General features: G+C 37.9%; 14 protein-coding genes and 1 tRNA gene. 9 read left to right on the top strand and 6 right to left on the bottom strand.

Features of this window, described 5'->3' with window-relative positions:
- Nucleotides 1–20 precede the first annotated feature (20 nt).
- From gltB to PHO43_RS02100, 4 genes are all read left to right on the top strand, one after another.
- Nucleotides 21–4,553, top strand: coding sequence for a glutamate synthase large subunit (gltB, locus tag PHO43_RS02115; protein ID WP_288009837.1), 4,533 nt, complete (start codon nt 21–23; stop codon nt 4,551–4,553).
- Between the two features lie 35 nt (nt 4,554–4,588).
- Complete coding sequence (locus PHO43_RS02110; RefSeq protein WP_288011168.1) at nt 4,589–6,013, top strand: glutamate synthase subunit beta; 1,425 nt, start codon at nt 4,589–4,591, stop codon at nt 6,011–6,013.
- 37 nt (nt 6,014–6,050) lie between these two features.
- On the top strand, nt 6,051–7,703 hold the full coding sequence (asnB, locus tag PHO43_RS02105; RefSeq protein ID WP_288011124.1) for an asparagine synthase B: 1,653 nt from the start codon (nt 6,051–6,053) through the stop codon (nt 7,701–7,703).
- A 72-nt stretch (nt 7,704–7,775) separates the two neighbouring features.
- On the top strand, nt 7,776–9,971 hold the full coding sequence (locus tag PHO43_RS02100) for a glutamine synthetase III family protein (protein ID WP_045090265.1): 2,196 nt from the start codon (nt 7,776–7,778) through the stop codon (nt 9,969–9,971).
- An 18-nt stretch (nt 9,972–9,989) separates the two neighbouring features.
- Here PHO43_RS02100 and PHO43_RS02095 read toward each other — a convergent pair whose 3' ends face one another.
- Nucleotides 9,990–11,075 (bottom strand): mannose-1-phosphate guanylyltransferase, encoded by a 1,086-nt coding sequence (locus PHO43_RS02095; RefSeq protein ID WP_288011122.1) that lies wholly within the window; start codon nt 11,073–11,075, stop codon nt 9,990–9,992.
- Between the two features lie 211 nt (nt 11,076–11,286).
- Here PHO43_RS02095 and PHO43_RS02090 point away from each other — a divergent pair.
- A tRNA-Leu gene (locus tag PHO43_RS02090) sits at nt 11,287–11,370 on the top strand.
- A gap of 74 nt (nt 11,371–11,444) precedes the next feature.
- Here PHO43_RS02090 and PHO43_RS02085 read toward each other — a convergent pair.
- Nucleotides 11,445–13,079, bottom strand: a complete 1,635-nt coding sequence (locus PHO43_RS02085) for an ABC-F family ATP-binding cassette domain-containing protein (RefSeq protein WP_288010223.1) — start codon at nt 13,077–13,079, stop codon at nt 11,445–11,447.
- 259 nt (nt 13,080–13,338) lie between these two features.
- Here PHO43_RS02085 and PHO43_RS02080 point away from each other — a divergent pair, with 259 nt between their 5' ends.
- Both PHO43_RS02080 and PHO43_RS02075 read left to right on the top strand, forming a co-directional pair.
- Nucleotides 13,339–14,544 carry an ROK family transcriptional regulator gene (locus tag PHO43_RS02080; RefSeq protein ID WP_053825897.1) on the top strand — a complete coding sequence of 402 codons (1,206 nt, stop codon included), beginning with the start codon at nt 13,339–13,341 and terminating at the stop codon, nt 14,542–14,544.
- A gap of 85 nt (nt 14,545–14,629) precedes the next feature.
- A complete protein-coding gene (locus PHO43_RS02075) occupies nt 14,630–15,928 on the top strand; it encodes an O-acetylhomoserine aminocarboxypropyltransferase/cysteine synthase family protein (protein ID WP_045090269.1) in 1,299 nt (432 codons plus the stop codon).
- Nucleotides 15,929–16,014: 86 nt separating this feature from the next.
- Here PHO43_RS02075 and PHO43_RS02070 read toward each other — a convergent pair whose 3' ends face one another.
- Nucleotides 16,015–16,551: a DUF4488 domain-containing protein gene (locus tag PHO43_RS02070; RefSeq protein ID WP_053825895.1), complete on the bottom strand. Its 537-nt coding sequence runs from the start codon at nt 16,549–16,551 to the stop codon at nt 16,015–16,017.
- Nucleotides 16,552–16,868: 317 nt separating this feature from the next.
- Here PHO43_RS02070 and PHO43_RS02065 point away from each other — a divergent pair, with 317 nt between their 5' ends.
- Together PHO43_RS02065 and PHO43_RS02060 are read left to right on the top strand one after the other, a co-directional pair.
- Nucleotides 16,869–17,759, top strand: coding sequence for a DUF8429 coiled-coil domain-containing protein (locus PHO43_RS02065; protein WP_045090271.1), 891 nt, complete (start codon nt 16,869–16,871; stop codon nt 17,757–17,759).
- 24 nt (nt 17,760–17,783) lie between these two features.
- Nucleotides 17,784–19,646, top strand: a complete 1,863-nt coding sequence (locus tag PHO43_RS02060) for an SLC13 family permease (protein ID WP_502867167.1) — start codon at nt 17,784–17,786, stop codon at nt 19,644–19,646.
- Nucleotides 19,647–19,678: 32 nt separating this feature from the next.
- Here PHO43_RS02060 and ligA read toward each other — a convergent pair whose 3' ends face one another.
- From ligA to PHO43_RS02045, 3 genes are all read right to left on the bottom strand, one after another.
- Nucleotides 19,679–21,685 (bottom strand): NAD-dependent DNA ligase LigA, encoded by a 2,007-nt coding sequence (gene ligA, locus PHO43_RS02055; protein ID WP_045090273.1) that lies wholly within the window; start codon nt 21,683–21,685, stop codon nt 19,679–19,681.
- A 22-nt stretch (nt 21,686–21,707) separates the two neighbouring features.
- The gene (locus PHO43_RS02050; protein WP_288011118.1) at nt 21,708–22,769 is read right to left on the bottom strand and encodes a lipid A deacylase; all 1,062 of its coding nucleotides are present in this window, start codon (nt 22,767–22,769) and stop codon (nt 21,708–21,710) included.
- Between the two features lie 294 nt (nt 22,770–23,063).
- The gene (locus tag PHO43_RS02045) at nt 23,064–24,386 is read right to left on the bottom strand and encodes an MATE family efflux transporter (protein WP_074010689.1); all 1,323 of its coding nucleotides are present in this window, start codon (nt 24,384–24,386) and stop codon (nt 23,064–23,066) included.
- Between the last annotated feature and the right edge of the window lie 45 nt (nt 24,387–24,431).

The following is a 24,431-nucleotide window of genomic DNA, read 5'->3' as shown; positions in this document are numbered from 1 at the left end:
CTTTTCATAAAACTATTAAAATGAATAAAAAAGATATTTTCAGCCGTCTTGATGATTTTGAACAAAAGTCGTTATACTCATTCAACAATGAGCATGATGCCTGTGGAGTAGGATTGGCAATTACATTAAATGGAGAGAAATCACATTCAATAATTGAAAAAGGGCTCCAGGTATTGGAGAACATGGTCCACAGAGGTGCAGAAAGTTCAGATAATATAACCGGAGACGGGGCTGGAATTTTAGTACAGATTCCTCATGAGTTTATACTTCTTCAAGGTATTGCTGTTCCTTCTGAGGGTAAGTATGGTACAGGATTGGTATTTCTTCCTAAAGATGCTAAAGAGAGGGAGGATTGTATCGAGACTATTAAATATTACATTTCGAAAGAACAGCTTACTCTTCTTCATATCCGGGATGTACCGGTGAATAGTGAATGCCTTGGTGAAATTGCTCTATCAAATGAACCTGTAATCAAGCAACTTTTTATTTCCGGATCGGGGACACAAGATGAATTAGATAGAAAGCTCTACCTGTTAAGGAAGAAGATTGAAAATCATCTTGCAACAAGTAAGGCAGTTAAAGAACGTAGTTTCTATATTGTCAGCTTGTCTACAAAACAGATGATTTATAAGGGAATGTTAACGTCGATACAGCTCAGGCAGTACTTCCCGGATTTGTCGGATAAGAATTTCACTAGCAGACTGGCACTTGTTCACTCGAGGTTCAGCACTAATACTTTCCCAACATGGGATCTGGCTCAGCCATTTCGTATGCTTGCACATAATGGTGAAATTAATACTATTCGTGGTAACAGACAATGGATGAAGAGCAGAGAGAGCGTTCTCAAATCAGAACAATTGGGGGATCTGACCTCTATCTACCCAATTGTACAACCAGATATGAGTGATAGTGCCTCTATTGATAATGTACTTGAATTTCTACTGATGTCAGGTAAATCACTCCCTCATGCAATGGCAATGCTTGTACCCGAGAGTTTTAATGATAAAAATCCAATTCCAAATTCTCTTAAGGCATTTTATGAGTATCATAGTATGCTGATGGAGCCGTGGGATGGACCTGCAACCCTTTTATTCAGTGATGGGCGTTATGCAGGAGGTATGCTTGACAGAAATGGTCTTCGCCCTGCAAGATACACAATTACTCATGAAGGTGTAATGATAATTGCTTCCGAGACGGGAACAATAGAGTTTGATGCTTCAGATATAAAATCGAGAGGAAGATTAAAGCCCGGCAAAATGATCATCGTTGATACCTACACCGGGAAAATATACTCTGACAAAGAGGTTAAAGCTGAGCTCGCGAATGCATTTCCTTACAGAGAATGGTTAAATAAAAACTGTATCAATCTTGATGATATCTCATCAGGCCGCAGTGTAACAAACGGAATTTCTAACTACGAAACATTATTAAAAATATTCGGATATTCGGTTGAGGATATAAATATGTTGATAAACCCAATGGCATCAGATGCAAAGGAACCGGTTTCATCTATGGGTAATGATGTTACAATTGCTCCTTTTTCTGAAAAGCCTCAACGTTTATTCAACTACTTCAGGCAGCAGTTTGCACAAGTAACAAATCCACCCATTGACCCCATTCGTGAAGAGTTGGTTATGTCTCTAACGGGCTATATAGGAGCGATTAATCAGAATTTCCTTGAAGAGATTCCTGAGATGTCACCTGTTGTGAAAATTAAGGGACCGGTTATCAGCAATTCTCAATTTGACATACTTCTGAATCTTCGTTATAAAGGATTTTCATCAGCTGTGGTTCCAATGCTGTTTGATCCTAAAAAAGGTTCTGAAGGTTTAACTGAAGCAATTGATCAGCTCTGCCTGGGAGTAGAAAAAGCAATTGATGAAGGTAAAAACTATATTGTTTTAAGTGACAGGGGTGTTGATGAGAATCATGCACCAATACCTTCACTCCTTGCAACATCAGCTGTACATCTCTATTTAGTGGAAAAACGCAAACGTATGCAGATAGATATCGTAGTTGAAAGCGCTGAACCTCGAGAAGTAATGCATTTTGCACTTCTATTTGGATTTGGAGCTAATGCAGTAAACCCCTATATGATTTTTGCAATTTTAGAGCAGCAGGTAAGAACAGGTCAAATAAACCTGGATATTGATACAGCCAAGAAAAATTATATAAAATCAGTAAATAAAGGACTACTAAAGGTTTTGTCAAAGATGGGTAACTCTACACTTAGAAGTTACCGTGGCGCTCATATTTTTGAAGCCCTTGGCATATCCTCTTCAGTTTTAAACAGATACTTTAAAAGTGTCTCTTCTAAGATTGAGGGTATAGATATTGATGATATTGTAAATGAAGTTCTGCAGCCATTTAGTGAGGCATATAATGATGATAACTCAATGCCATTCAGTCTTAAGAATGAAGGCAGATATGCATATCGTGTTGATGGTGAATTTCATGCATGGAATCCTGAAACCATTGCAGGCCTACAAATAGCTACTAAAACAGAGAACTACACTCTATTTAAAGAGTATTGCGAGAAAGTCAATAATAAACCAAAACCTGTGTTTATAAGGGATCTGATAGATTACAAAAATGCCCCTATTGATATTAGTGAAGTGGAGCCTGTTGAGAGTATAATGAAAAGGTTCTGTACAGGAGCAATGTCATATGGCTCTATAAGCAAAGAGGCTCACGAAGCTCTGGCTATGGCAATGAATATTATTGGTGGCAGAAGTAATACCGGTGAAGGTGGAGAAGATCCTTCAAGATATAGGGTTTCAGATAATGGATTATCAAAAAGAAGTTCAATCAAACAGGTTGCTTCAGGACGATTTGGTGTTACAACCGAATACCTTGTTAATGCGGATGAATTGCAAATAAAAATTGCGCAGGGAGCAAAACCTGGTGAAGGAGGGCAACTACCAGGTTATAAGGTAGATGAAATAATTGCTAAAACAAGGCACTCAATCCCTGGGATATCTCTAATTTCACCACCCCCTCATCATGATATTTACTCAATAGAGGATCTTGCGCAACTTATTTTTGATCTCAAAAATGTGAATCCAAGAGCCACAGTAAGCGTTAAGCTGGTCTCTGAAACAGGTGTAGGCACAATCGCAGCCGGAGTTGCAAAAGCAAAAGCTGATCTGATTGTCATAAGTGGATCTGAAGGAGGAACAGGTGCAAGTCCTGCAAGCTCAATAAAACATGCGGGTATGCCACTGGAGATTGGACTGGCCGAAACACATCAAACGCTGGTTATAAACAATCTCAGAGGTAAGGTTAAATTGCAGACAGATGGTCAGCTGAAAACAGGAAGAGACATTGTAATTGCCTCTATGCTTGGAGCAGAGGAATTTGGATTTGCAACCAGCGCACTCATCGTTCTCGGTTGTGTTATGATGCGAAAATGTCACTTAAATACCTGCCCTGTTGGTATTGCTACACAAAATGCCGATTTGAGGAAACAGTTCAAAGGTCATCATGAACAATTGGTATGTTATTTCAGATTTCTGGCAGAAAATACTCGTGAAGAGTTAGCCAGACTTGGATTTAAATCTCTGGATGATATAATTGGACGCTCTGATTTATTAATCAGGAAACATTATGCAGACTCACCAAAAACTGATAAAGTTGACATTTCAAGAATTATTTATTTCCCTGAAGAGTCTAAAGTATATTCTATCAGAAATAAAGAGAAGCAACTGCATAAGATTGATGAGGTTCTCGATAAGCATTTAATTGCAGAAGCAATGCCTGCAATAGAGCTTAAACATCCTATTGGAATTAAGAAGAAAATAAAGAACACTGACAGGACTACAGGTGCTATGTTATCTGGAGAGATCGCTTTACGTTATGGCAATGATGGACTACCGGAACATACAATATCTGCATATTTTGAAGGTTCAGCAGGTCAGAGTTTTGGAGCATTCTTAGTAAAAGGTGTAACATTTTACCTCCATGGTGATACTAATGACTATATGGGCAAAGGTTTATCAGGTGGAAGAATCATTATTACACCTCCGAGAGGAAGCACATTCAACCCTGAAGAGAACATTATCTGTGGAAATACTACCCTCTATGGTGCTACATCCGGTGAGGTATTTATCAATGGAGTTGCAGGAGAACGATTCGCAGTAAGAAACTCAGGGGCTACAGCTGTAGTTGAGGGTGCAGGAGATCACTGCTGCGAATATATGACCGGTGGTATCGTAGTTGTATTAGGACAGACAGGTAGAAATTTTGCTGCAGGGATGAGTGGTGGCGTTGCCTATGTTTTGGATGAGAGTAATGACTTCGATTATTTCTGTAACATGGAAATGGTTGAATTATCATTAGTGGAAGACAATACTGACATAAACGAACTTAAAACACTTATCTATAAACATCAGCAGTATACAAACAGCAACCTTGCAAAGAAAATTATTTCTAATTGGGAACAGTATGTTTTAAAATTCAAGAAAGTAACTCCTATTGAATATAAGAAGGTACTCCAGGAAAAAAAGATCAGGGAATTAGATCGAAAAATTGCAGTTGTTGAACGAGATTATTAATAAATCTATCCTTATTGGATATAAAAATATATATGATGGGAAACCCTAAAGCGTTTATGACGATTCCACGTAAAGAGGCAGGTTATCGTCTGATAAGTGAGAGAATACATGATCACGGTGAAGTTGAGCAAATTCTAAACAGAGAAGATCGAAAACAGCAGGCTTCTCGTTGTATGGATTGTGGAATTCCTTTCTGCCACTGGGCATGTCCATTGGGAAATAAGATGCCTGAATGGCAAGAATATATTTCACGGGGTGATTGGAAGAGAGGTGTTGAGATTTTGCATGAAACTAATAATTTCCCTGAATTTACCGGTAGGGTTTGTCCCGCTCCATGTGAAAAATCGTGCGTCCTTTCTCTTCATGATGCACCAGTAACAATTCGTGAAAATGAAGCATCAGTTACTGAATTTGCTTTCATGGAAGGTATGATAAAACCACTTCCGCCTAAACGCAGAACAGGCAAAAGGGTTGCTGTAATTGGTTCAGGACCATCGGGACTTGCCGTTGCACAGCAGTTAAATCGTAAAGGTCACTCTGTGACTGTTTTTGAGAAAGACAACAGCGTTGGTGGATTACTTAGATATGGCATTCCTAATTTTAAGCTGAGCAAGCATATTATCGATCGAAGGATCAAGTTGATGATAGAAGAAGAAATTGAATTTATAACCAACACTGAAATTGGAAAAGATATTTCAGGAGAAGAGTTATTGAATAGCTTTGATGCTATATGTCTTGCTATCGGTTCAGGAAAACCGAGGGATATAAATCCGGAAGGACGCGATCTTCAGGGAATTCATTTTGCCATGGATTTTCTTTCACATGAGATTAAGTCGCAATCTGGTGAACTTAAGAGTGGTGAAGAAAAAATTACAGCCAAGGACAAGCATGTACTTGTTATAGGTGGAGGAGACACGGGTTCTGATTGCGTCGGCACATCAGTAAGACAGGGAGCAAAAAGTGTAACACAAATTGAAATTATGCCTAAACCTCCAGTTGGTAAAAATCCATCCACTCCATGGCCCTCACCCTATCCTCAAATTCTGAAGACCTCCTCATCACATGAAGAGGGGTGTACTCGAAGATGGCTACTAAATACAATATCCTTTATGGGTGAAGATGGTAAAGTCAAAGAGGCAATGGCAGAAGAGGTTATTTGGCAAAAAGGTGCTGATAATAAATTCTTAATGGTATCTTCAGGTAACAAAGAGATATTAAAAGCTGATTTGGTATTGCTTGCACTGGGATTTGTGCATCCGGTACATGAAGGGCTGCTAACACAACTTGGCATAAATTATGATATGCGGGGAAACGTTGCAGTAGACAAAAAACATAGTAGTAATGTTGAGAAAGTTTTTGCTACAGGTGATGCAATAATGGGAGCAAGTCTAGTTGTAAAAGCTATTGCTTCAGGCAGAAAAGTTGCAGAAGACATTCACCAATTATTATCTCAGCAATAGACACTACTAATAAACAACCAATTAACAATAAATATTTATGTGTGGAATAGTATGCTCTTTTAATATATATAAAGACGAAGAGATGATGAGATCTCAAATCGTTGAGATGTCTTCTAAACTTCGTCATAGGGGACCCGACTGCTCAGGTGTTTTTTCTTGTAAAAATGTGATAATGGCTCATGAAAGACTGGCTATTGTAGATCCTGAGTCGGGAAAACAACCACTGATTAGCAAGGACAAAAAGCTGGCACTTGCTGTAAATGGTGAAATCTATAATCATCTGGATATTCGAAAAAAATATGAGGGTGTATATGAATTTCAGACTTATTCTGATTGTGAAGTGATAATGGCGCTATATCAGGAGAAGGGTGTAGATTTTATGGAAGATCTGAATGGTATTTATGCATTTGCATTGTATGACACCGAAAAAGATGTTTTTATGATTGGGCGTGATCATATTGGCATTGTACCTCTCTATCAGGGATGGGATGATGAAGGAGTATATTATGTCGCCTCTGAACTAAAAGCCCTGGAAGGTTACTGCAGTAAAATTGAAGAGTTTCCTCCCGGTAGTTATTACTACAGCAAAGATGCGGAGATAACAAAATGGTATTCTCGAGATTGGATGTCCTATGAGAATGTAAAGGATAATATTACTGATATAGAGTTTTTAAAAGTATCTCTGGAAGAAGCTGTTAAAAGACAGCTAATGAGTGATGTGCCTTATGGGGCTCTGCTTTCGGGAGGTCTCGATTCTTCAATTATAACAGCAATTGCTGCTAAATTCTCTACACCTTTACACTCTTTTGCAATTGGCCTGGAGGGCTCTCCTGATCTTGCAGCAGCAAGAAAAGTAGCTAGGCACATTGGAACAGTTCATCACGAATTTCAATATACAATTCAGGAAGGAATTGATGCACTACGAAATGTAATTTATCATATCGAAACATATGATGTAACTACCGTAAGAGCAAGTACCCCAATGTTTATGATAGCTCGTTATATTAAGTCTTTGGGTATAAAAATGGTATTGTCAGGTGAAGGAGCTGATGAGGTGTTTGGTGGCTATCTATACTTTCACAAAGCACCAAATAGTGAAGAGTTTCACAATGAGACTGTTCGCAAACTAAGTAAACTGCATCAGTATGATTGCCTTAGGGCAAATAAATCACTTGCCTCATGGGGAGTTGAGGGTCGTGTACCATTTCTTGATAAGGAGTTTTTAGATATAGCAATGCGTATAAACCCAAAAGACAAGATGGCCGGAAACGGGAAAATTGAGAAATACATACTAAGAAAAGCGTTTGAAGATTATCTGCCAGAAGAGATTGCATGGCGCCAGAAAGAGCAGTTTTCAGATGGTGTTGGATATAGTTGGATTGATTCACTTTCACAATTAGCAGACAGATGCGTAACTGATGAACAGATGAATGAAGTAAATAAATGTTTTCCTATAAATCCTCCACTTTCTAAGGAGGAATATCTGTATCGTACTATTTATTCTGAACATTTTCCATCAGATAGTGCATCATTGTGCGTTCCTTCAGTTCCTTCTATTGCTTGTAGCACTCCTGTTGCATTAGCTTGGGATAAAGCTTTCAGAGAAAATGCCGACCCTTCAGGCAGGGCAGTGGCTACGGTACATCAGAATCCAAAAAGGGAGGGAGTCGATATAAATATACTAGTTTAATCAGCTATTGACGCAAATTGATTATTTTTGCATCGGAAAAATGAACTTCTGATTCCAAAAAACTATTCAATTATGTCAATATTACGTTTTAAAGCTGTTGAAGAGGCGTCTAAAAGAGAACCCGTTGAAGTTATAGGCCCTAAAAAATTACCTTCAGAGTATTTTGGTAAATATGTATTTAACAGAACACAAATGTCTAAATATCTCTCAAAAGAGACTATGAAGACTGTTCTGGAAGCTATCGACCAAGGAAAAACTCTCCATCGTGAAATTGCAGACCATGTGGCAGCCGGTATGAAGATGTGGGCTATGGAGATGGGTGCAACACACTATACTCACTGGTTTCAGCCACTGACTGAAGGGACAGCCGAAAAGCATGATTCATTTATAGATTATATAAATGGTCCAGATAGCGGAATAATTGAACGTTTTTCCGGAAAACTATTAGCTCAACAAGAGCCTGATGCTTCAAGTTTTCCAAGCGGTGGTATCAGAAACACTTTTGAAGCAAGAGGATATACTGCCTGGGATCCCTCTTCACCTGCTTTTATAATAGATGACACACTCTGTATTCCTACAGTGTTTATTTCTTATACAGGTGAAGCATTAGATTACAAGACACCATTACTCAAAGCACTTTCTGCGGTAGATAAAGCATCTGTTGAAGTATGCAAGCTTTTCTATCCTGATGTAAGAAAGGTATACTCATTCCTTGGATGGGAACAGGAGTATTTTCTGGTAGATCAGGCTTTATATGCTGCAAGACCCGATTTAAGTCTGACCGACCGCACACTTATGGGGCATGAAAGTGCAAAAAATCAGCAGCTCGAAGACCATTACTTTGGTGCAATACCTCCAAGGGTTACCTCTTTCATGCAGGAGGTTGAGTTTGAAGCATATAAATATGGAATTCCTCTTAAAACACGTCATAATGAGGTAGCACCAAATCAGTTTGAAATTGCTCCTATTTATGGTGAAACTAATCTTGCAGTAGATCAGAATCTCCTTATTATGTCACTTATGCATAAGATCGCTGCAAAGCATAAGTTTAAACTACTGTTGCATGAGAAACCATTTGCAGGAGTAAACGGATCGGGCAAGCACAATAACTGGTCACTCTGTACAGACACCGGTATAGGCCTATTCACACCAGGCAAGACAGCTAATGAAAACCTGCTGTTTGTCACCTTTCTTGTAAATACACTTTTAGCAGTATATAAGCATAATGGTTTGCTAAAAGCTTCGATTATGTCGGCAAATAATGCACACCGACTTGGCGCAAATGAAGCACCTCCAGCAATCATTTCTGTATTCCTTGGTAAGCAGATCTCAGCAGTTCTCGACAAAATAGAGTTTAGCTCAGAAGATGACGATATTACGGTAGACGAGCTAAAAAAGATGCAACTGGGGATAGCACATATACCTGAGGTATTAGTTGATAATACTGACAGAAACCGCACATCGCCATTTGCTTTCACAGGTAATCGTTTTGAGTTCAGAGCTGTAGGTTCATCAGCAAATTGCTCAGCAGCCATGATTGCCTTGAACTCTGTTGTTGCTGCTCAGTTAATCGATTTTAAAAAGGAGATCGATATAAAGATGCAGAAAGGAATGAAAAAGGAGCAGGCTATCTTTGATACGCTCCGCGCATTCATTAAAGAATCTAAACCTGTACGTTTCGAAGGAAATGGATATAGCGATGAGTGGAAACAGGAAGCAAAAAAACGTGGACTTGACTGCGAAACCAGTACACCTTTAATTTACGATGCATACATTTCAAAGGAGTCTGTTGAAATGTTCGAAAGTATAGGTGTATTAAATGAGAAAGAGCTTCATGCACGCAATGAGGTAAAATGGGAAACGTACACTAAAAAGATTCAGATCGAAGCTCGTGTTCTGGGCGATTTGTGCATGAATCATATAATACCTGTAGCGACTGAATATCAAACAGTTCTTCTTGACAATCTCTATAAAATGAGAATTGTTTTCGATAAAGAAAAAGCTGACAAGCTATCCAGAGAGGACGCTGCTCTTATTGAAGAAATTGCCGATCATGTTTCTGCAATCAAAACCAATGTGGATAATATGGTTGAAGCACGAAAAGCGGCAAATAAACTGGAAGATGCAAGAGAAAAGGCCATTGCCTACCATGACACTGTATTCATCTATTTCGATGTTATCAGATACCATGTAGATAAGCTAGAGCTTATTGTAGACAATCAGATGTGGACCCTGCCCAAATACAGAGAGCTGCTGTTTATCAGTTAAGAATAGACATACTCAAGATTATACATACTCATCACCGTAACGGAATTTTACGTCCGTTACGAAATGTTTTATACGTTGTTCTTCACTTTTCTTGCAAATGAGCAGAACATTGTCTGACTCTGCAACTATATAATCTTCAAGTCCCTGAAGTACAACAAGCTTATCTTCATTCATTGCTACAATATTATCGCTGCTTTCTATAAACAGTGTCTTGCAGTTAAGATTAGCATTGTTATTTTCATCACGTTCAGAAACCTCGTGAAGTGCTCCCCATGTTCCAAGGTCACTCCAACCGAAGTTTGATATGTTTACATATACATTATCAGCCTTTTCCATTATACCATAGTCAATAGACACATTTGCACAGAAAGGAAAACTAGCATCAATAAACTCTTTCTCTGCAGGTGTATTGAACAGCTCTTTACCCTCATTAAACTTCTGAATAATATCCGGTAAATGAATCCTGAAAGCATTCATAATGCTATCTACATTCCACAGAAAGATTCCTGAGTTCCATACAAATTCACCACTCTCCACAAATTTTGTTGCAAGATCTATATTCGGCTTTTCAGTAAAAGCTTTAACCTTGTGAATACCATCTTTCTCTACTTCATTTACCTGTATATAACCATACCCGGTTTCAGGTCTGCTGGGTGTAATCCCTAAAGTAAGCAACACCGGATTTTCATCTACAAACTCTAAGCCCTTTAACATATCAGCCACAAACTGATCCTCTTTCATAATAAGATGATCCGAGGGTGCCACTATTATATTAGCATTAGGATTAATAGCCTGTATTCTGTATGTAGCAAATGCAATTGCCGGTGCAGTGTTTCTTCTCATTGGTTCCAGCAGAAGCTGATTATCTTTAAGTTCCGGCAACTGTTTCTTTGTCATTTCAGCATAAGCATCATTAGTAACAATATAAATATTCTCAGCTGGAACAACCTTTTTAAAACGATCATAGGTCGATTGTAAAAGTGACCGTCCTGTTCCAAAGAAATCAAGAAATTGTTTAGGCTTATTTTCCTTGCTAAAAGGCCAGAAACGGCTGCCTACACCACCACTCATTATCACACAGTAGTTATTATTATTGTTCCCCATTACTAAGATTATATATGTTTATTAAATTGTATATTCATTCGGGTTATAAATCAACCATTTAACAAAACAGAGTTTACACAAATAACATTTTTAGTATCTTTTTGTTTTGTATAGATGACATTTCATCCTTAAAGATACAAAACAAAAATGAAAAATTAGCGCCTCAAATGTATTAATTAATGAAAATATTACTACTTTTGCATTCGCATTTGCCCAGATGGCGGAATTGGTAGACGCGTTGGTCTCAAACACCAATGGATGCAAGTCCTTGTCGGTTCGATCCCGACTCTGGGTACTAAAAACCCTGATTGTCTTTTGATAATCAGGGTTTATTCTTTTTAGACTATTACAAACCAATAATTTATATAATCATTTCCTTTCTATTTCCCGCAAACTATCCATCTTCTTTTTTGCAAGGAAACCATAAATATCCTCAAGGTGTTCAGTCACTTTTTGATTGCCAAATTCGTAAACTTTTTTAACCAGACCATTTAGAAAATCACGATCATGAGAAACCACAATAAGAGTTCCGTCAAAATCGATCAGTGCCTGTTTAAGAATATCTTTTGTCTTCAGGTCAAGATGATTGGTAGGTTCATCAAGAATTAGCAGATTCACCGGCTCCAATAATAACTTTATCATAGCAAGTCGTGTACGTTCACCACCTGATAAAACTCTCACTTTCTTGTCGATATCTTCCCGACCAAACATAAAAGCACCTAAAATGTCACGTATCTTGGTTCGAATATCACCCACTGCAATATCGTCAATAGTTTGAAATACAGTCAGCTCCTCATCCAAAAGCGATGCCTGATTTTGTGCAAAATATCCTATTTTCACATTATGCCCCAACTGTAAACTACCACCGAATCCAATTTCACCCATTATACATTTTACGAGTGTAGATTTTCCTTCTCCGTTACGACCTACGAAAGCTACTTTCTCACCTCTCTCGATTGTTAAATTTACTCCACTGAAAATCAGCTTTTCGTCGTAAGATTTACTTACATCTTCAGCTATTACAGGATAGCTGCCCGAACGTGGTGATGGTGGAAATCTCAGTTTAAGTGCCGAATTATCTATCTCGTCTACCTCTATTAGCTCTAGTTTTTCTAGCATTTTAACGCGTGACTGAACCTGCAAGGTTTTGGAGTATGTCCCTTTAAACCTCTCAATAAACTCTTTAGTTTCAGCAATCATTTTCTGCTGGTCGTCATACTGTTTTTGCTGCTGCTCACGTCGCTCTTTACGCAATTCAAGATATTGGGAATAAGAAGCTTTATAGTCGTATATGCGACCCATAGTCACTTCTATTGTTCGGTTAGTAATGTTATCCACGAATGCTCTGTCATGGGAAATTACCACCACCGCTTTAGCGCTATTTATAAGAAAGTTTTCGAACCACTCAACTGAGTCGATATCAAGATGATTGGTAGGTTCATCAAGAAGTATGAGATCCGGATCCTGAAGGAGAAGTTTTGCCAGCTCTATACGCATACGCCACCCACCACTGAATTCAGATGTCATTCGGTTAAAATCACTTCGGGAAAACCCCAAACCAATAAGCATCTTTTCCACTGCAGCATCATAATTGATCTCTTCTACACCATAAAACTTTTCACTTAAAGATGAGACACGCTCAATGAGCTGCATATACTCTTCTGAGTCATAATCAGTGCGAACGGTTAGCTCATGATTAATACGCTCAATCTCTTTCTCTAAATTCTGAACATGTGAGAAAGCACGTGAAGTCTCCTCAAACACGGTGCAGTCATCTTCTGTCATAAGGTGCTGAGGAAGATAGGCAATAGAAAAATCCTTAGGCATTGACACTCTACCTCTTGTCGGTTCTCTCACACCTGCCAGTATTTTTAGCAGTGTAGACTTTCCGGCTCCATTTTTACCCATTAAGGCAACCCTATCCTTTGGATTTATAGCAAAAGAAACATCTGAGAACAGGGTGGTTCCCCCGAACTCAACAGCTAACCCGTCAACCAATACCATATTTTATTTTTTAAGGCTACAAAGATACATTTTGAAAATGGTTTGTGAAAATAACAGTATAAACAAGGCTACTATTGCATTAAAAATAAATGAGTTGTACCTTTACTGAAAATTTATTTTAATCAGTAAAATAAAATTGACTAATTCAATTTTTTTCGTAACTTTGACCTTTTCAAACAAATTATTTATTATAGATGCCGATTAGTGATAGTGTGCTATTTTAAACAGACTACAATAAAAAGTTATCAAACAAAATATCATGGTTAAGAATCTATTCTTCAGAAGCGACAAAAGTCCTAAAAATGTACAGATTAAAAAAGACATTCTGACACACTTCATGTCTAATGGAAATGATACAATATCTGAGGTATCAAAAGTGCTGGATTTAAGTGTACCCACAATAACTAAATTCATTACAGAGTTAATGGACCAGGATTTGATAAAAGAGTTTGGCAAGGCACACACTCCTGGTGGAAGACATCCGATCGTATATGGTTTGAGTCCCGAGTCAGCCTACTTTGTGGGTGTGGATATAACACGTCACCACTTGAATATGGGATTAATGGATTTCACAGGAAATATGGTAGATATTCAAATGGGTATACCTTTCACTTACGACAATTCTATTGAGTCACTTGATCAACTTGGTAATCACATTCAAGATTTCATTGACAAAACTGGGGAGCGTAAACAGAAAATTTTTAATGTCAACGTAAATATCTCCGGTAGAGTAAATCCTGAATCAGGCTATAGTTACAGCAGTTTTTATTTTAATGAACGACCATTAAGCGAACTTCTTACCAAAAGATTAAATTTCAAAGTCGGTATTGATAACGACACCAGGGCAATGGCCTACGGTGAATATATGAATGGCATTGTTGAGGGAGAGCAGAATATTATTTTCATAAATATTTCCTGGGGACTTGGAATTGGTATCATAATTGATGGAAAACCATATTACGGGAAATCAGGTTTTTCAGGAGAGTTCGGACACTTCCCCACATTCGATAACGAGATTTTGTGCCACTGTGGCAAAAAAGGATGTCTGGAGACAGAAGCTTCGGGACTGGCTATGCACAGAATCATTCTTGAAAGAATTTCAAAGGGCGAAAGCACAATTTTAACCGATCAGGTAAAAGATATAAACAAACTCACTTTAACTGATATAATGAGAGCTACTGCTCTTGAAGATCCTCTATGTATAGAAATTATTGAGGATGTTGGTTACAAATTGGGAAAATATATTGCCGGATTAATAAATATTTTTAACCCCGATCTTGTAGTAATTGGCGGCCAGGTAGCTGAAGCAGAAGGATTTATAATGCTGCCAATAAAAAGCTCAATTAAAAAGCACTCTCTAAGTTTGGTAAATAAAGATTCAGAAATTGTAGCATCTAAACTAAAAAGTAAAGCCGGAGTTATTGGGGCATGTATGATAGCAAGAAGCAGATTATTCCTTGAGTAACTGTTAATTTATCACTTATTATCCTCAAATCATTACATATTATTGTTTTTTATCCTATTTTTGCTAGATATTAATTTAGTAAAATATGGAAAAAAGACATTTTGAAACATTGCAAATTCATGCAGGACAGGAACTTGATCCAGTGACTGGCGCGAGAGCAGTTCCTATCTATCAAACCACAGCTTATACTTTTAAAAGCGCTGAACATGGCGCTAATTTATTTGGATTAAAAGAGTTTGGAAACATCTATACAAGGTTGCAAAACCCCACAACAGATGTTTTCGAAAAAAGAATGGCAGCACTGGAAGGTGGTGTTGCTGCAGTGGCCACTTCATCAGGAATGTCGGCGCAGCTTCTGGCTATTCATAATCTGGCTTCAGTAGGAGACAACATTGTTTCTACTTCTTTTCTTTACGGTGGAACCTATAATCAGTTTAAGGTAGCTTTTGCCAGAATGGGTATTGAAGTTCGTTTTGCAGATGGTGATAATGCTGATAGCATAGCTTCACTTATAAACGAGAAAACTAAAGCGATCTACCTTGAAACAATCGGTAACCCCGAATATAATATTCCTGACTTCGAAGCAATTGCCGAAATTGCACGTAAAAATGATATCCCACTGATTGTTGATAATACTTTCGGTCAAGGGGGATACCTCTTCAACCCTATTGAATGGGGTGCAAGTGTTGTACTTCATTCAGCCACAAAATGGATAGGAGGACATGGTTCTTCAATGGGTGGAGTGATTATCGATGGTGGTAACTTTAACTGGGGCAACGGAAAATTCCCAATGTTTAGTGAACCTTCAGAAGGTTATCATGGATTGAATTTCTGGGATACATTCGGAAGTGATTCTCCATTTGGAAATATAGCATATGCAATCAGATGCAGAGTTGAAGGGTTAAGAGATCTGGGACCGGTAAACAGTCCTTTCAACACATTCCTGTTGCTTCAGGGACTTGAGACTCTCTCTCTACGTGCTGAACGTACTAATCAAAATGCTTTAGAACTTGCACAGTGGCTGGAGAAACATCCTAAAGTTGAGAAAGTAACTTATCCCGGTCTTGAGAGCAATAAATACAACTCTCTGGCTAAGAAATACTTGAAGAACAACGGTTTTGGGGGTGTATTATCATTTTATGTTAAAGGTAATGTTGATCAAACTGCTAAGGTGATTGATAATCTTGAGTTACTGAGCCACGTTGCAAATGTTGGTGATGCAAGAACATTGATTATTCATCCTGCAACTACTACTCACCAGCAACTATCAGAAGAGGCACAGATTGCAGCAGGAGTTTATCCTAATGCACTTCGCATCTCTTTGGGTCTGGAGCATATTGATGATATTAAAGCTGATATCGACGGTGCTTTAAAACATATTTAAAATGAGCTGATATCAGATATATTTAAGGTTAGTGATTAACGGGGGTGATTTCAACATTTTCTGAAACACCCTCGTTTTATTTTCACTCAATCCAGTACCTGTTTTATCAACTCTTCATCATCAAGAAGTGATTTAAGCTCCTGACGAAGATCTACATTACTTACTTCAAGATCTTCAATAAGCACACGTTGCCAAATCTCTTCTACCCATCTGTTTTGTTCAACACCAAACTCATCAATGGGTTGAAACCATCTTAAATACATGAAGTTGTCATGCGACAATTTGATTTGCAATGGATTGTCCTTACCTTCCTGACTTTTATTAAATGAATTGATAATTGACTCTGTGTATACATCCCCTTCAATTTTATAAGAACCATCTACAGTAATAATTGCACCGTTTTCGGTTGACATAAAATTTATAAATCTTCCATCAGACTGAACAATTTTAAACATACCGTGAGGAGTAATCTTGTAACCGGATTCATTACTATTATGAATAGCTTTTACCTCCCACAATCCAATTATACTTTCAGCATTTTTGTTAATTGCACTTCTCGAAGCACTACATCCAGTTGTTAAAACCAACAGACAAACACAAAAAACAGACCACACCGTTTTCATAATATTATATTTTAGAAGCACCGTTAAAAACTATATTTCACTCAAATACAAATGACAACCACTTGACTACAGCTAATTTTCCAAAATAAAAAAAAGAAAAGAACCCTTCAATGATATAACAAAAAGTATCTTTTTTTGTTGATTAATTTTATAGAATAATTAACCGTTTTAATCATTCAATTTGATGATAAACTTTGATTGTTTATTAATACATAACAGGTTGGATTTATTAAATTAACGAAAAAGTATCCTTAATCATTGGCTTTTAGTATGAAAACCTATATTTTTGTCCTCCGTTGGAATAGAATTTACTAGAAATGAAGATAGACTTTAAAGAACGTACTCCTCAACTTATTGCACTTATTGGTGTACTGTTAATTGTAACTGTTGTACTTATTGGTTTTCTTGTAACGCGAAACTCGCAAATGAAAGAGATGCAGGAACAGTTTGTTATCGATAAACAGGAACTGGAAGATGAATATGAGGCAATTTCTTTACAATATGAAGGCTTCAAATTTAGTGTACAAAATGACTCATTGCTATATCGACTACAAAATGAACAGGCTAAAGTACTGCGTTTACAGGAAGAGCTTAGAATGACAAAAGCCACTGACAGGGCTGAGATAAAAAGATTAACCGATGAACTCTCAACCTTACGCAGAATATTACGTTCTTATATCCAACAAATTGATTCACTTAACACTCTCAATAACGAGCTAAGGGCAGAAAATGAGCAGATAACTGATCGATACAACAGAACAAGCAGAACGCTCCAGCAGGTATCTCAGGAAAAAGAGCAGTTATCGGAAAAGGTATCTCTTGCCGCACAGTTAGTTGCAACAAATATTAATGCTAAAGCAGTAAACGACCGCGGAAGAGAACAATCCAGATTAAGTCGCAGCACTCAATTTGTAGTAAATTTTACTATTGCAAGAAATATAACCACAGAACCGGGTGAACGTACTGTATATGTAAGGATACTTACACCTGATGGTACTGTATTGTCTAAAAGTCCAAACGACAAATTCCCATATGAAAACAGTGAAATCCTTTACTCTATGAAACGAATTGTGGAGTATGGAGGAGAAGAGATTCCTGTAACCATGTACTGGGATATTGAAGAATTCCTAATGCCGGGAACATTTAAAGCAGATATTTTTGCTGACGGACACCACATAGGTTCACATAGCTTCTTAATGGAAGATTAAATTTTTTACTTAATGGACACAAACATTATTATTGTTTTTGCAATAATTATTGTTGCAATATTTTTCTTTATTTGGGGAAAGATACGCTCGGATATTGTAGCTTTATCCGTAGTAGTTATGCTTATAACAACAGGAATTCTGACTCCTGCAGAGGGTTTGTCGGGATTTTCCAATTCTGTTGTTATAATGATGATTGCGCTGTTTATTGTTGGAGGAGGGATATTTCAGACCGGTCTGGCAAAAATGATAAGTACCCGTATCCTTAAATTAGCAGGGGAAAGTGAATTAAGGCTGTTTATACTGGTAATGCTTGTGACCGGATCTATTGGTGGACTAATTAGCAATACAGGTACTGTCGCCGTGATGCTCCCCATAGTTATGAGTATGGCTTCTGAAGCAAAAACCAGTGCACGCAGATATCTCATGCCAATGGCATTTGCCAGCAGCCTGGGACTCTTAACACTGATCAGCACACCACCCAACTTAATTATTAATGATGCTTTAATGAGCGGTGGGTTCGAAAGTTTGTCTTTCTTTTCGTTCCTGCCTATCGGTCTCATTACACTCTCACTGGGTATTATGATCCTATGGCCATTGAGCAAGCTTTTAGTTTCGGGAAAAGACAGAGAAAAAGCATCATCATCAAAAGGTAAGTCACTTAATCAGTTAGTTTCTGAATATCAATTGGCCGACAACCTATACAGAGTCTCAATTGGTGAAAACTCCCCGTTTATTGGCAAATCGCTTCAGGAACTGAATATTACAAGTAAATATAATGTAAGCATACTCGAAATCAGAAGAGTTCAATCCAGGAAACGTTTTCATAAACCTGTAGATATGAAACTGGCCGGACCTGCAAGTACTTTTCAGGAGAATGATCTGCTATATGTATTTGGAAATATTAATGATATAATGACTTTTGTTGAAGATAACAATTTGACATTAGTAGATACACAGGAAACGGAAATGGGTAGAAATGCACTATCTGTTTCCAAGGCAGGAGGCATGGAATTTAGTAAAATAGGTATTGCAGAGGTTGTGTTGATGTCGAGCTCAAAACTTATTAATAAACGTGTAAAAGAATCTAATTTCCGTCAACTATACAATGTGAATATACTGGGACTTAGGCGAAAGAATGATTATATCATTCAGGATGTGAAAGATGTAAAATTGCATTCAGGTGACCTCCTACTGGTGCAGGGTAAATGGAAAGATATTGAGAAACTTACAGAAGAGACCTCTGATTGGGTGGTTGCCGGTCAGCCCATGGAGAATGCAATGAAAGTTCCCAGAAACCATAAAGCTCCAGTAGCTGCACTAATTATGGTGCTGATGGTTGTAGCAATGGTTCTTAATATCTTCCCCACTGTTGTATGTGCTTTGATGGCTGCTATTCTGATGATACTCCTTGGCTGCTTCAGAAATGTTGAAGCAGCATATAAATCAATAAACTGGGAAAGTACATTCTTGTTTGCAGGTATGTTCTCTTTAGGTGTTGCTATGGAAAAAACCGGTGCATCTTCATATATGGCTGACGGAATTGTGTCAGGTTTAAAAGAATTTGGTCCCACAGCTGTTTTAGCGGGTATTTATATAGCAACATCCATACTTACTTTTTTTATAAGCAATACAGCTACGGCTGTACTTTTTGCACCGATAGCATTTCAGGCGGCGATATCGATAGAAGCAAATCCCTACCCTTTCCTATTCTCTGTTGCTATTGCAGCAAGCATGTGCTTTGCAAGTCCTTTTTCCACTCCACCAAATGCTTTGGTGATGTCATCAGGTAGATATAGGTTTATTGATTATATTAAAGTAGGATTGCCATTACAGGTAATAATTGGTATTGTAATGATATTTATACTGCCAGTACTTTTTCCTTTTTAACACATAGTGAGCGTAGGGGAAACTGACTATCTCTACTCTATCAATTTTAGAAAATCCTCTTCATTGATGATTTTCACTCCCTGCTTTTGTGCTTTCTCAAGCTTTGCCGGACCCATATTATCGCCCGCAAGGATGTAGTCGGTATTTTTAGAAACAGAGCCACTATTCTTACCACCGTTCTGCAGAATCATAGCTTTATACTCATCCCTTGAATGAAGCTTGAAGGTACCGCTAATTACGATTGTCAGGCCCTTCAGTTTCTCCGTTTTGGCAGCCAGAACATCTTCACTTAATTCAAACTGTAGTCCATGCTCTTTAAGTCGCATTACAAACTGCATAAACTCAGGCTTAGAAAAATAATCGATCAAACTCTGTGCAATTCGGTTACCAATCTCCTCAACAGAAGTAAGCTCCTCAATAGTTGCTTTAATCAGCTTATCTATATTGGGAAATGCGCTGGCCAATTTCTGGGCAACTGTTTCACCAACATATCTAATTCCAAGAGCAAAAAGCACTCTCTCATATGGAACCGATTTTGATTTCTCTATGCTCTCTATTAGATTTCTGGCACTTGTTTCACCCCATCTTTCCAGGTTAACAAGATCTTCAAATTTCAGATTATAAAGATCAGAAGCATCTCTGATCAATCCTTTATCATAAAGCAGAGTTATAGTTTCTGGACCAATAGTGATATTCATTGCTCTACGAGTAACAAAATGCTCTATACGTCCCTTTATCTGTGTAGGACAACCCTCTGAGTTTGGACAATAATGTGCAGCCTCATCCTCATTTCTGACAAGTGTTGTACCACAGTCCGGACATTTTGTTGCAAAACGAACTTTGTCTCCTATCATGAAATTTTCCTTGCGAGCTTCCAAGTCTACTGCTGTTATTTTAGGGATTATCTCTCCTCCCTTTTCGACATACACCATGTCGCCGATGTGCAGATCGAGAGCTTTTATGGCATCTTCATTATAGAGCGATGCGCGTTTTACGGTTGTACCGGAAAGCAGTACTGGTTCAAGGTTTGCAACAGGTGTAACAGCACCAGTTCTGCCAACCTGATAAGTAACAGATTCTAGTCTGGATATCGCTTGCTCAGCATTAAATTTGTATGCAATTGCCCACCTGGGGAATTTGGATGTTGAACCCAGATTGCGCTGTTGAATTAATGAGTCAACTTTTATTACAATACCATCGGTAGTCACAGGCAGGTTCTTACGTTCCACATTCCAGTAATTGATAAAATCGAATATCTCATCAGGAGATTTGCATTTCCTCATAGTGTCTGAAACGTTCAGCCCCCAATTGCGGGCTAGTTTAAGATTCTCGAAATGACTGTCAGTCGGCAAATCTTCTCCTGTAATATTGTAAATGTATGACTCCAGTCTGCGAGAAGCAACCACCCTTGAATCTAGTAACTTGAGTGTTCCTGATGCAGCATTTCGTGGATTGGCAAAAAGTGGCTCCTCCTGCTCTTCACGCTCTTTGTTTATCTGTTCGAACGAACTCCAGGGCAATAAAATCTCACCACGAGCCTCCAGATAGTCTGGCAAATTATCTCCCTTTAGAATTAATGGTATATTTCTAATTGTTCTTACGTTATCTGTAACATCATCACCCATTCGCCCATCACCACGTGTGACAGCGCGTACGAGGCGACCTTTTTCGTATATCAGAGAGATTGAAGTTCCATCAAACTTTAATTCACAAACAATTTCAAACGGCTCATTCAATCCCTTTTTAACGCGGTTAAAAAAATCGGTCACCTCTCCCTCAGAATATGTATTCTGAAGAGAAAGCATAGGGTAACGGTGATTTACTTGTGGAAAATTGTTATTTATATCACTGCCAACTCTCACAGATGGTGAGTTTGGATCATGCAACTCGGGATGTTCAGCTTCAAGATCAATCAGCTCTTTCATCAGTTTATCAAATTCAAAGTCTGAAATAACCGGTTGTGACAGCACGTAATAATTGTAGTTATGCTCGTGCAGTTGTTTTCGAAGCAATTCAATTCTCTCTTTAACCTTTTCCATATATCTTTTATTGAAATATCTTTTACCTAAATATCCTCATCCATGGATAAACAGTTGCCTTACCGCTATTGTTTCTGAAATTGTCAATAGATGCCGACAGTGTAAGGCTTTGCTGAAAAAGTATGTTCCCCTCTGTTATATGCAGATTCCCATTCAGGCGAACTTTAACTCTTCCTGTTTCCATAAACCTGATGTAAAATTTACTCTGTAGATATGAGTCTCCCTGAAGAAACGGTGTACCCCAGTATAAATCTCCTCCATACCTGTCATAGAACCTCATCCTGTGATCTCCCAAATATAATGTATTTTCAGTTCCAATACCCCAAAACTCAAGGTTCGCTCTTGAAATAAAGCCAATAGGTTTATGAATTATATCTGTTTTTCTATCACGTTCTACTCCGGCAAAAACACCTGCTGACAACAGTCCCTTAAAGCTATTATCAGACTCATATTCTAAGCCTATTGATGCCATTCCCTGCATCTGTTCACTTACTCCATACTCAGGGTTTCGAGGATTGGTTCCCGCATAATGAAAAAGATAGGATTGGAAATCTCCGAAAAAAACACCTTTTGAAGCTTTACCTGAAAAGCCAATAAAAAAATTCTCTCTGTTTACTGGGGTAGCATATCCTGTCCAGTCCATCCACGCATTAAAATAACTCCTACCATTACCAATCTGCCAGAACAAACCCTGCATTAGTGGAGTAAAATAGCTTACAGAATCGCTGAAAAAGAAATCAGAATAGTTTGACAACACTTCTCTTCGGGGGAAAGAGCCGGCTCGAAAAGTAATTTTTGGTGTCTGATACTGATAGTAAAGTGTTAAATCCACTTTATCAATTGCCTTATGCATTCCCGGTATTTTCAATATATCTACTCCTGCAACAACTGTATGAGCAGAATCCCAAGTGATTCCAGCTGCAGGGGTTACCCAAATTCCGTTTAATGTCTGTGGATCGGTATAAGAAGATTTCTCATACTCTCTGTTATCAAAGAAATAATCCAATCCTAACTTCCAGATGTAGTTCTGGGCATGGAGAGAAACGACTGAACAAAGTGTTAACAATAAAAAAATATATCTCATATAACAGTCACTGTTTTAATTGCCTTTCATATCATCTTTTGAAATAGATGTAAAAATACAATTTTTCGATATACCTTAGGCTAGTTATTACATTATTACTCATAAATAGGTTGTATCGTCCTGATTTTTGTTTACAGTTAGTGTAAACCTATTTCAGGACTTGACAGTCGTACCAAACATGAACTTTATCCATACCATGTCCGTATCCTCTTCATATCCTCCTCATACTTTCTTCATATCCTCCTCATATTTTATTGAGGAGGGGCTGGATGATGTACCTTTAATGTAGGGCTGTTATATCTCTTTTTCTTTCCATTTCCCACTTCTGATATAAAAAAATGAGAGTGTCATGAGCATGAACCAATATACATGTTCGGTTGTCCACGCAGCAGCTACCGAGGCTCTTATATAAACAATTATGAACCACATATAGGCTACATAAAACAGAAGAGTTATCATTTCAAATTTAAGTGCTGTGCGAGTATTTCCGGTCCCGGATACCGAACTAAACAGGACAGTGCCTAAACTATAAATAGGCAGTGATGATATCATAACGTAAAGAGGTACAACTGTATCTGCGATCAAGGAAGGATTATCGGTGTAGATTTTTATCATTAATTTTGGGAAAGCAACAAGAATTGAAATGAAGATTATCATTACTCCCAGACTAATCATTGATAGCCGTTTAATAAGGTTTGGAACTTCATGATGTCTGCCGGCTCCAATTGTATTGCTTACCATAGTACTTGTACTTGAGCCTATAGCGTGCGATGGTATAGTGAAAATTGTATAGAAACTACGAACAATGTTTGTAACTGCAAGTGATCTCTCTCCCATATAATTTTCAATAAGCATGAAGAAAACAAACCAGGTGGAGATTGAGAAAAGATATTGTACCATCATGAAAATGGAAATATCCAATGTTTTTTTTATTACTGACCATTGCAATCTTATCTTAACAAATCCATATTTAACCAGATCTATTGTCTTCGTTGTATATATAATAAAAAACAGGGTTGATGCAAGTTCTGCTATTACTGAAGCTATTGCTGCCCCGGCAATGCCCATTTCGGGCATTCCTAAATTTCCAAAGATAAGACCATAATCAAATATGATGTTAACAACTGCCATCACAGCAGCATTTATTGTTAGTATTTTGGTACGTGCAATTCCAATATAAAATGCACGAAACATCAGATTGACAAACGCAAATATTAGTCCAAACAGACGCCATTCAAGATATTCTGTTACTGCACCGGAGACATCTGCTGACTGAAATAATTGGGGAATCCAGTTAACAGCACCATATCTTAAAATAGGAATCAGTACTATTGCCGGGATTAAAAGGAAAATAGAACCCTGTATAACTATATCACCAATTTTATTGTAGTTTTTCTCTCCGTTTCGCCTTCCAATAAGGATCTGACTACCCATGCTGAATCCAAAACCGAGAGTGTAAATTGCTATATAGATTACTCCGGCTAAAGCAGAAGCACCAAGCTCAACCTCTCCTACTCTTCCCAGAAAGGCAGTATCTACTACCTGAATCAGGTTCTGAGTCAAAAGACTGAGAAATATAGGAGCACTGATTTTAAAAATGTGTTTGTTGGTATACACGTTTATCAATTAAAAACCGCCAGTTACATCTGTAGCTGACGGTTG

Source organism: Lascolabacillus sp. (assembly GCF_028696275.1).
Classification (GTDB): domain Bacteria; phylum Bacteroidota; class Bacteroidia; order Bacteroidales; family Dysgonomonadaceae; genus Proteiniphilum; species Proteiniphilum massiliensis.
This window is presented reverse-complemented; position numbering and strand designations above follow the sequence as displayed.

Coding starts and splice junctions, on each gene's coding strand:
- PHO43_RS02100 (WP_045090265.1), top strand. CDS start 7,776: ATGTCAATATTACGTTTTAAAGCTGTTGAAGAGGCGTCTAAAAGAGAA.
- gltB (WP_288009837.1), top strand. CDS start 21: ATGAATAAAAAAGATATTTTCAGCCGTCTTGATGATTTTGAACAAAAG.
- asnB (WP_288011124.1), top strand. CDS start 6,051: ATGTGTGGAATAGTATGCTCTTTTAATATATATAAAGACGAAGAGATG.
- PHO43_RS02110 (WP_288011168.1), top strand. CDS start 4,589: ATGGGAAACCCTAAAGCGTTTATGACGATTCCACGTAAAGAGGCAGGT.
- PHO43_RS02095 (WP_288011122.1), bottom strand. CDS start 11,075: ATGGGGAACAATAATAATAACTACTGTGTGATAATGAGTGGTGGTGTA.
- PHO43_RS02070 (WP_053825895.1), bottom strand. CDS start 16,551: ATGAAAACGGTGTGGTCTGTTTTTTGTGTTTGTCTGTTGGTTTTAACA.
- PHO43_RS02080 (WP_053825897.1), top strand. CDS start 13,339: ATGGTTAAGAATCTATTCTTCAGAAGCGACAAAAGTCCTAAAAATGTA.
- PHO43_RS02085 (WP_288010223.1), bottom strand. CDS start 13,079: ATGGTATTGGTTGACGGGTTAGCTGTTGAGTTCGGGGGAACCACCCTG.
- ligA (WP_045090273.1), bottom strand. CDS start 21,685: ATGGAAAAGGTTAAAGAGAGAATTGAATTGCTTCGAAAACAACTGCAC.
- PHO43_RS02050 (WP_288011118.1), bottom strand. CDS start 22,769: ATGAGATATATTTTTTTATTGTTAACACTTTGTTCAGTCGTTTCTCTC.
- PHO43_RS02075 (WP_045090269.1), top strand. CDS start 14,630: ATGGAAAAAAGACATTTTGAAACATTGCAAATTCATGCAGGACAGGAA.
- PHO43_RS02065 (WP_045090271.1), top strand. CDS start 16,869: ATGAAGATAGACTTTAAAGAACGTACTCCTCAACTTATTGCACTTATT.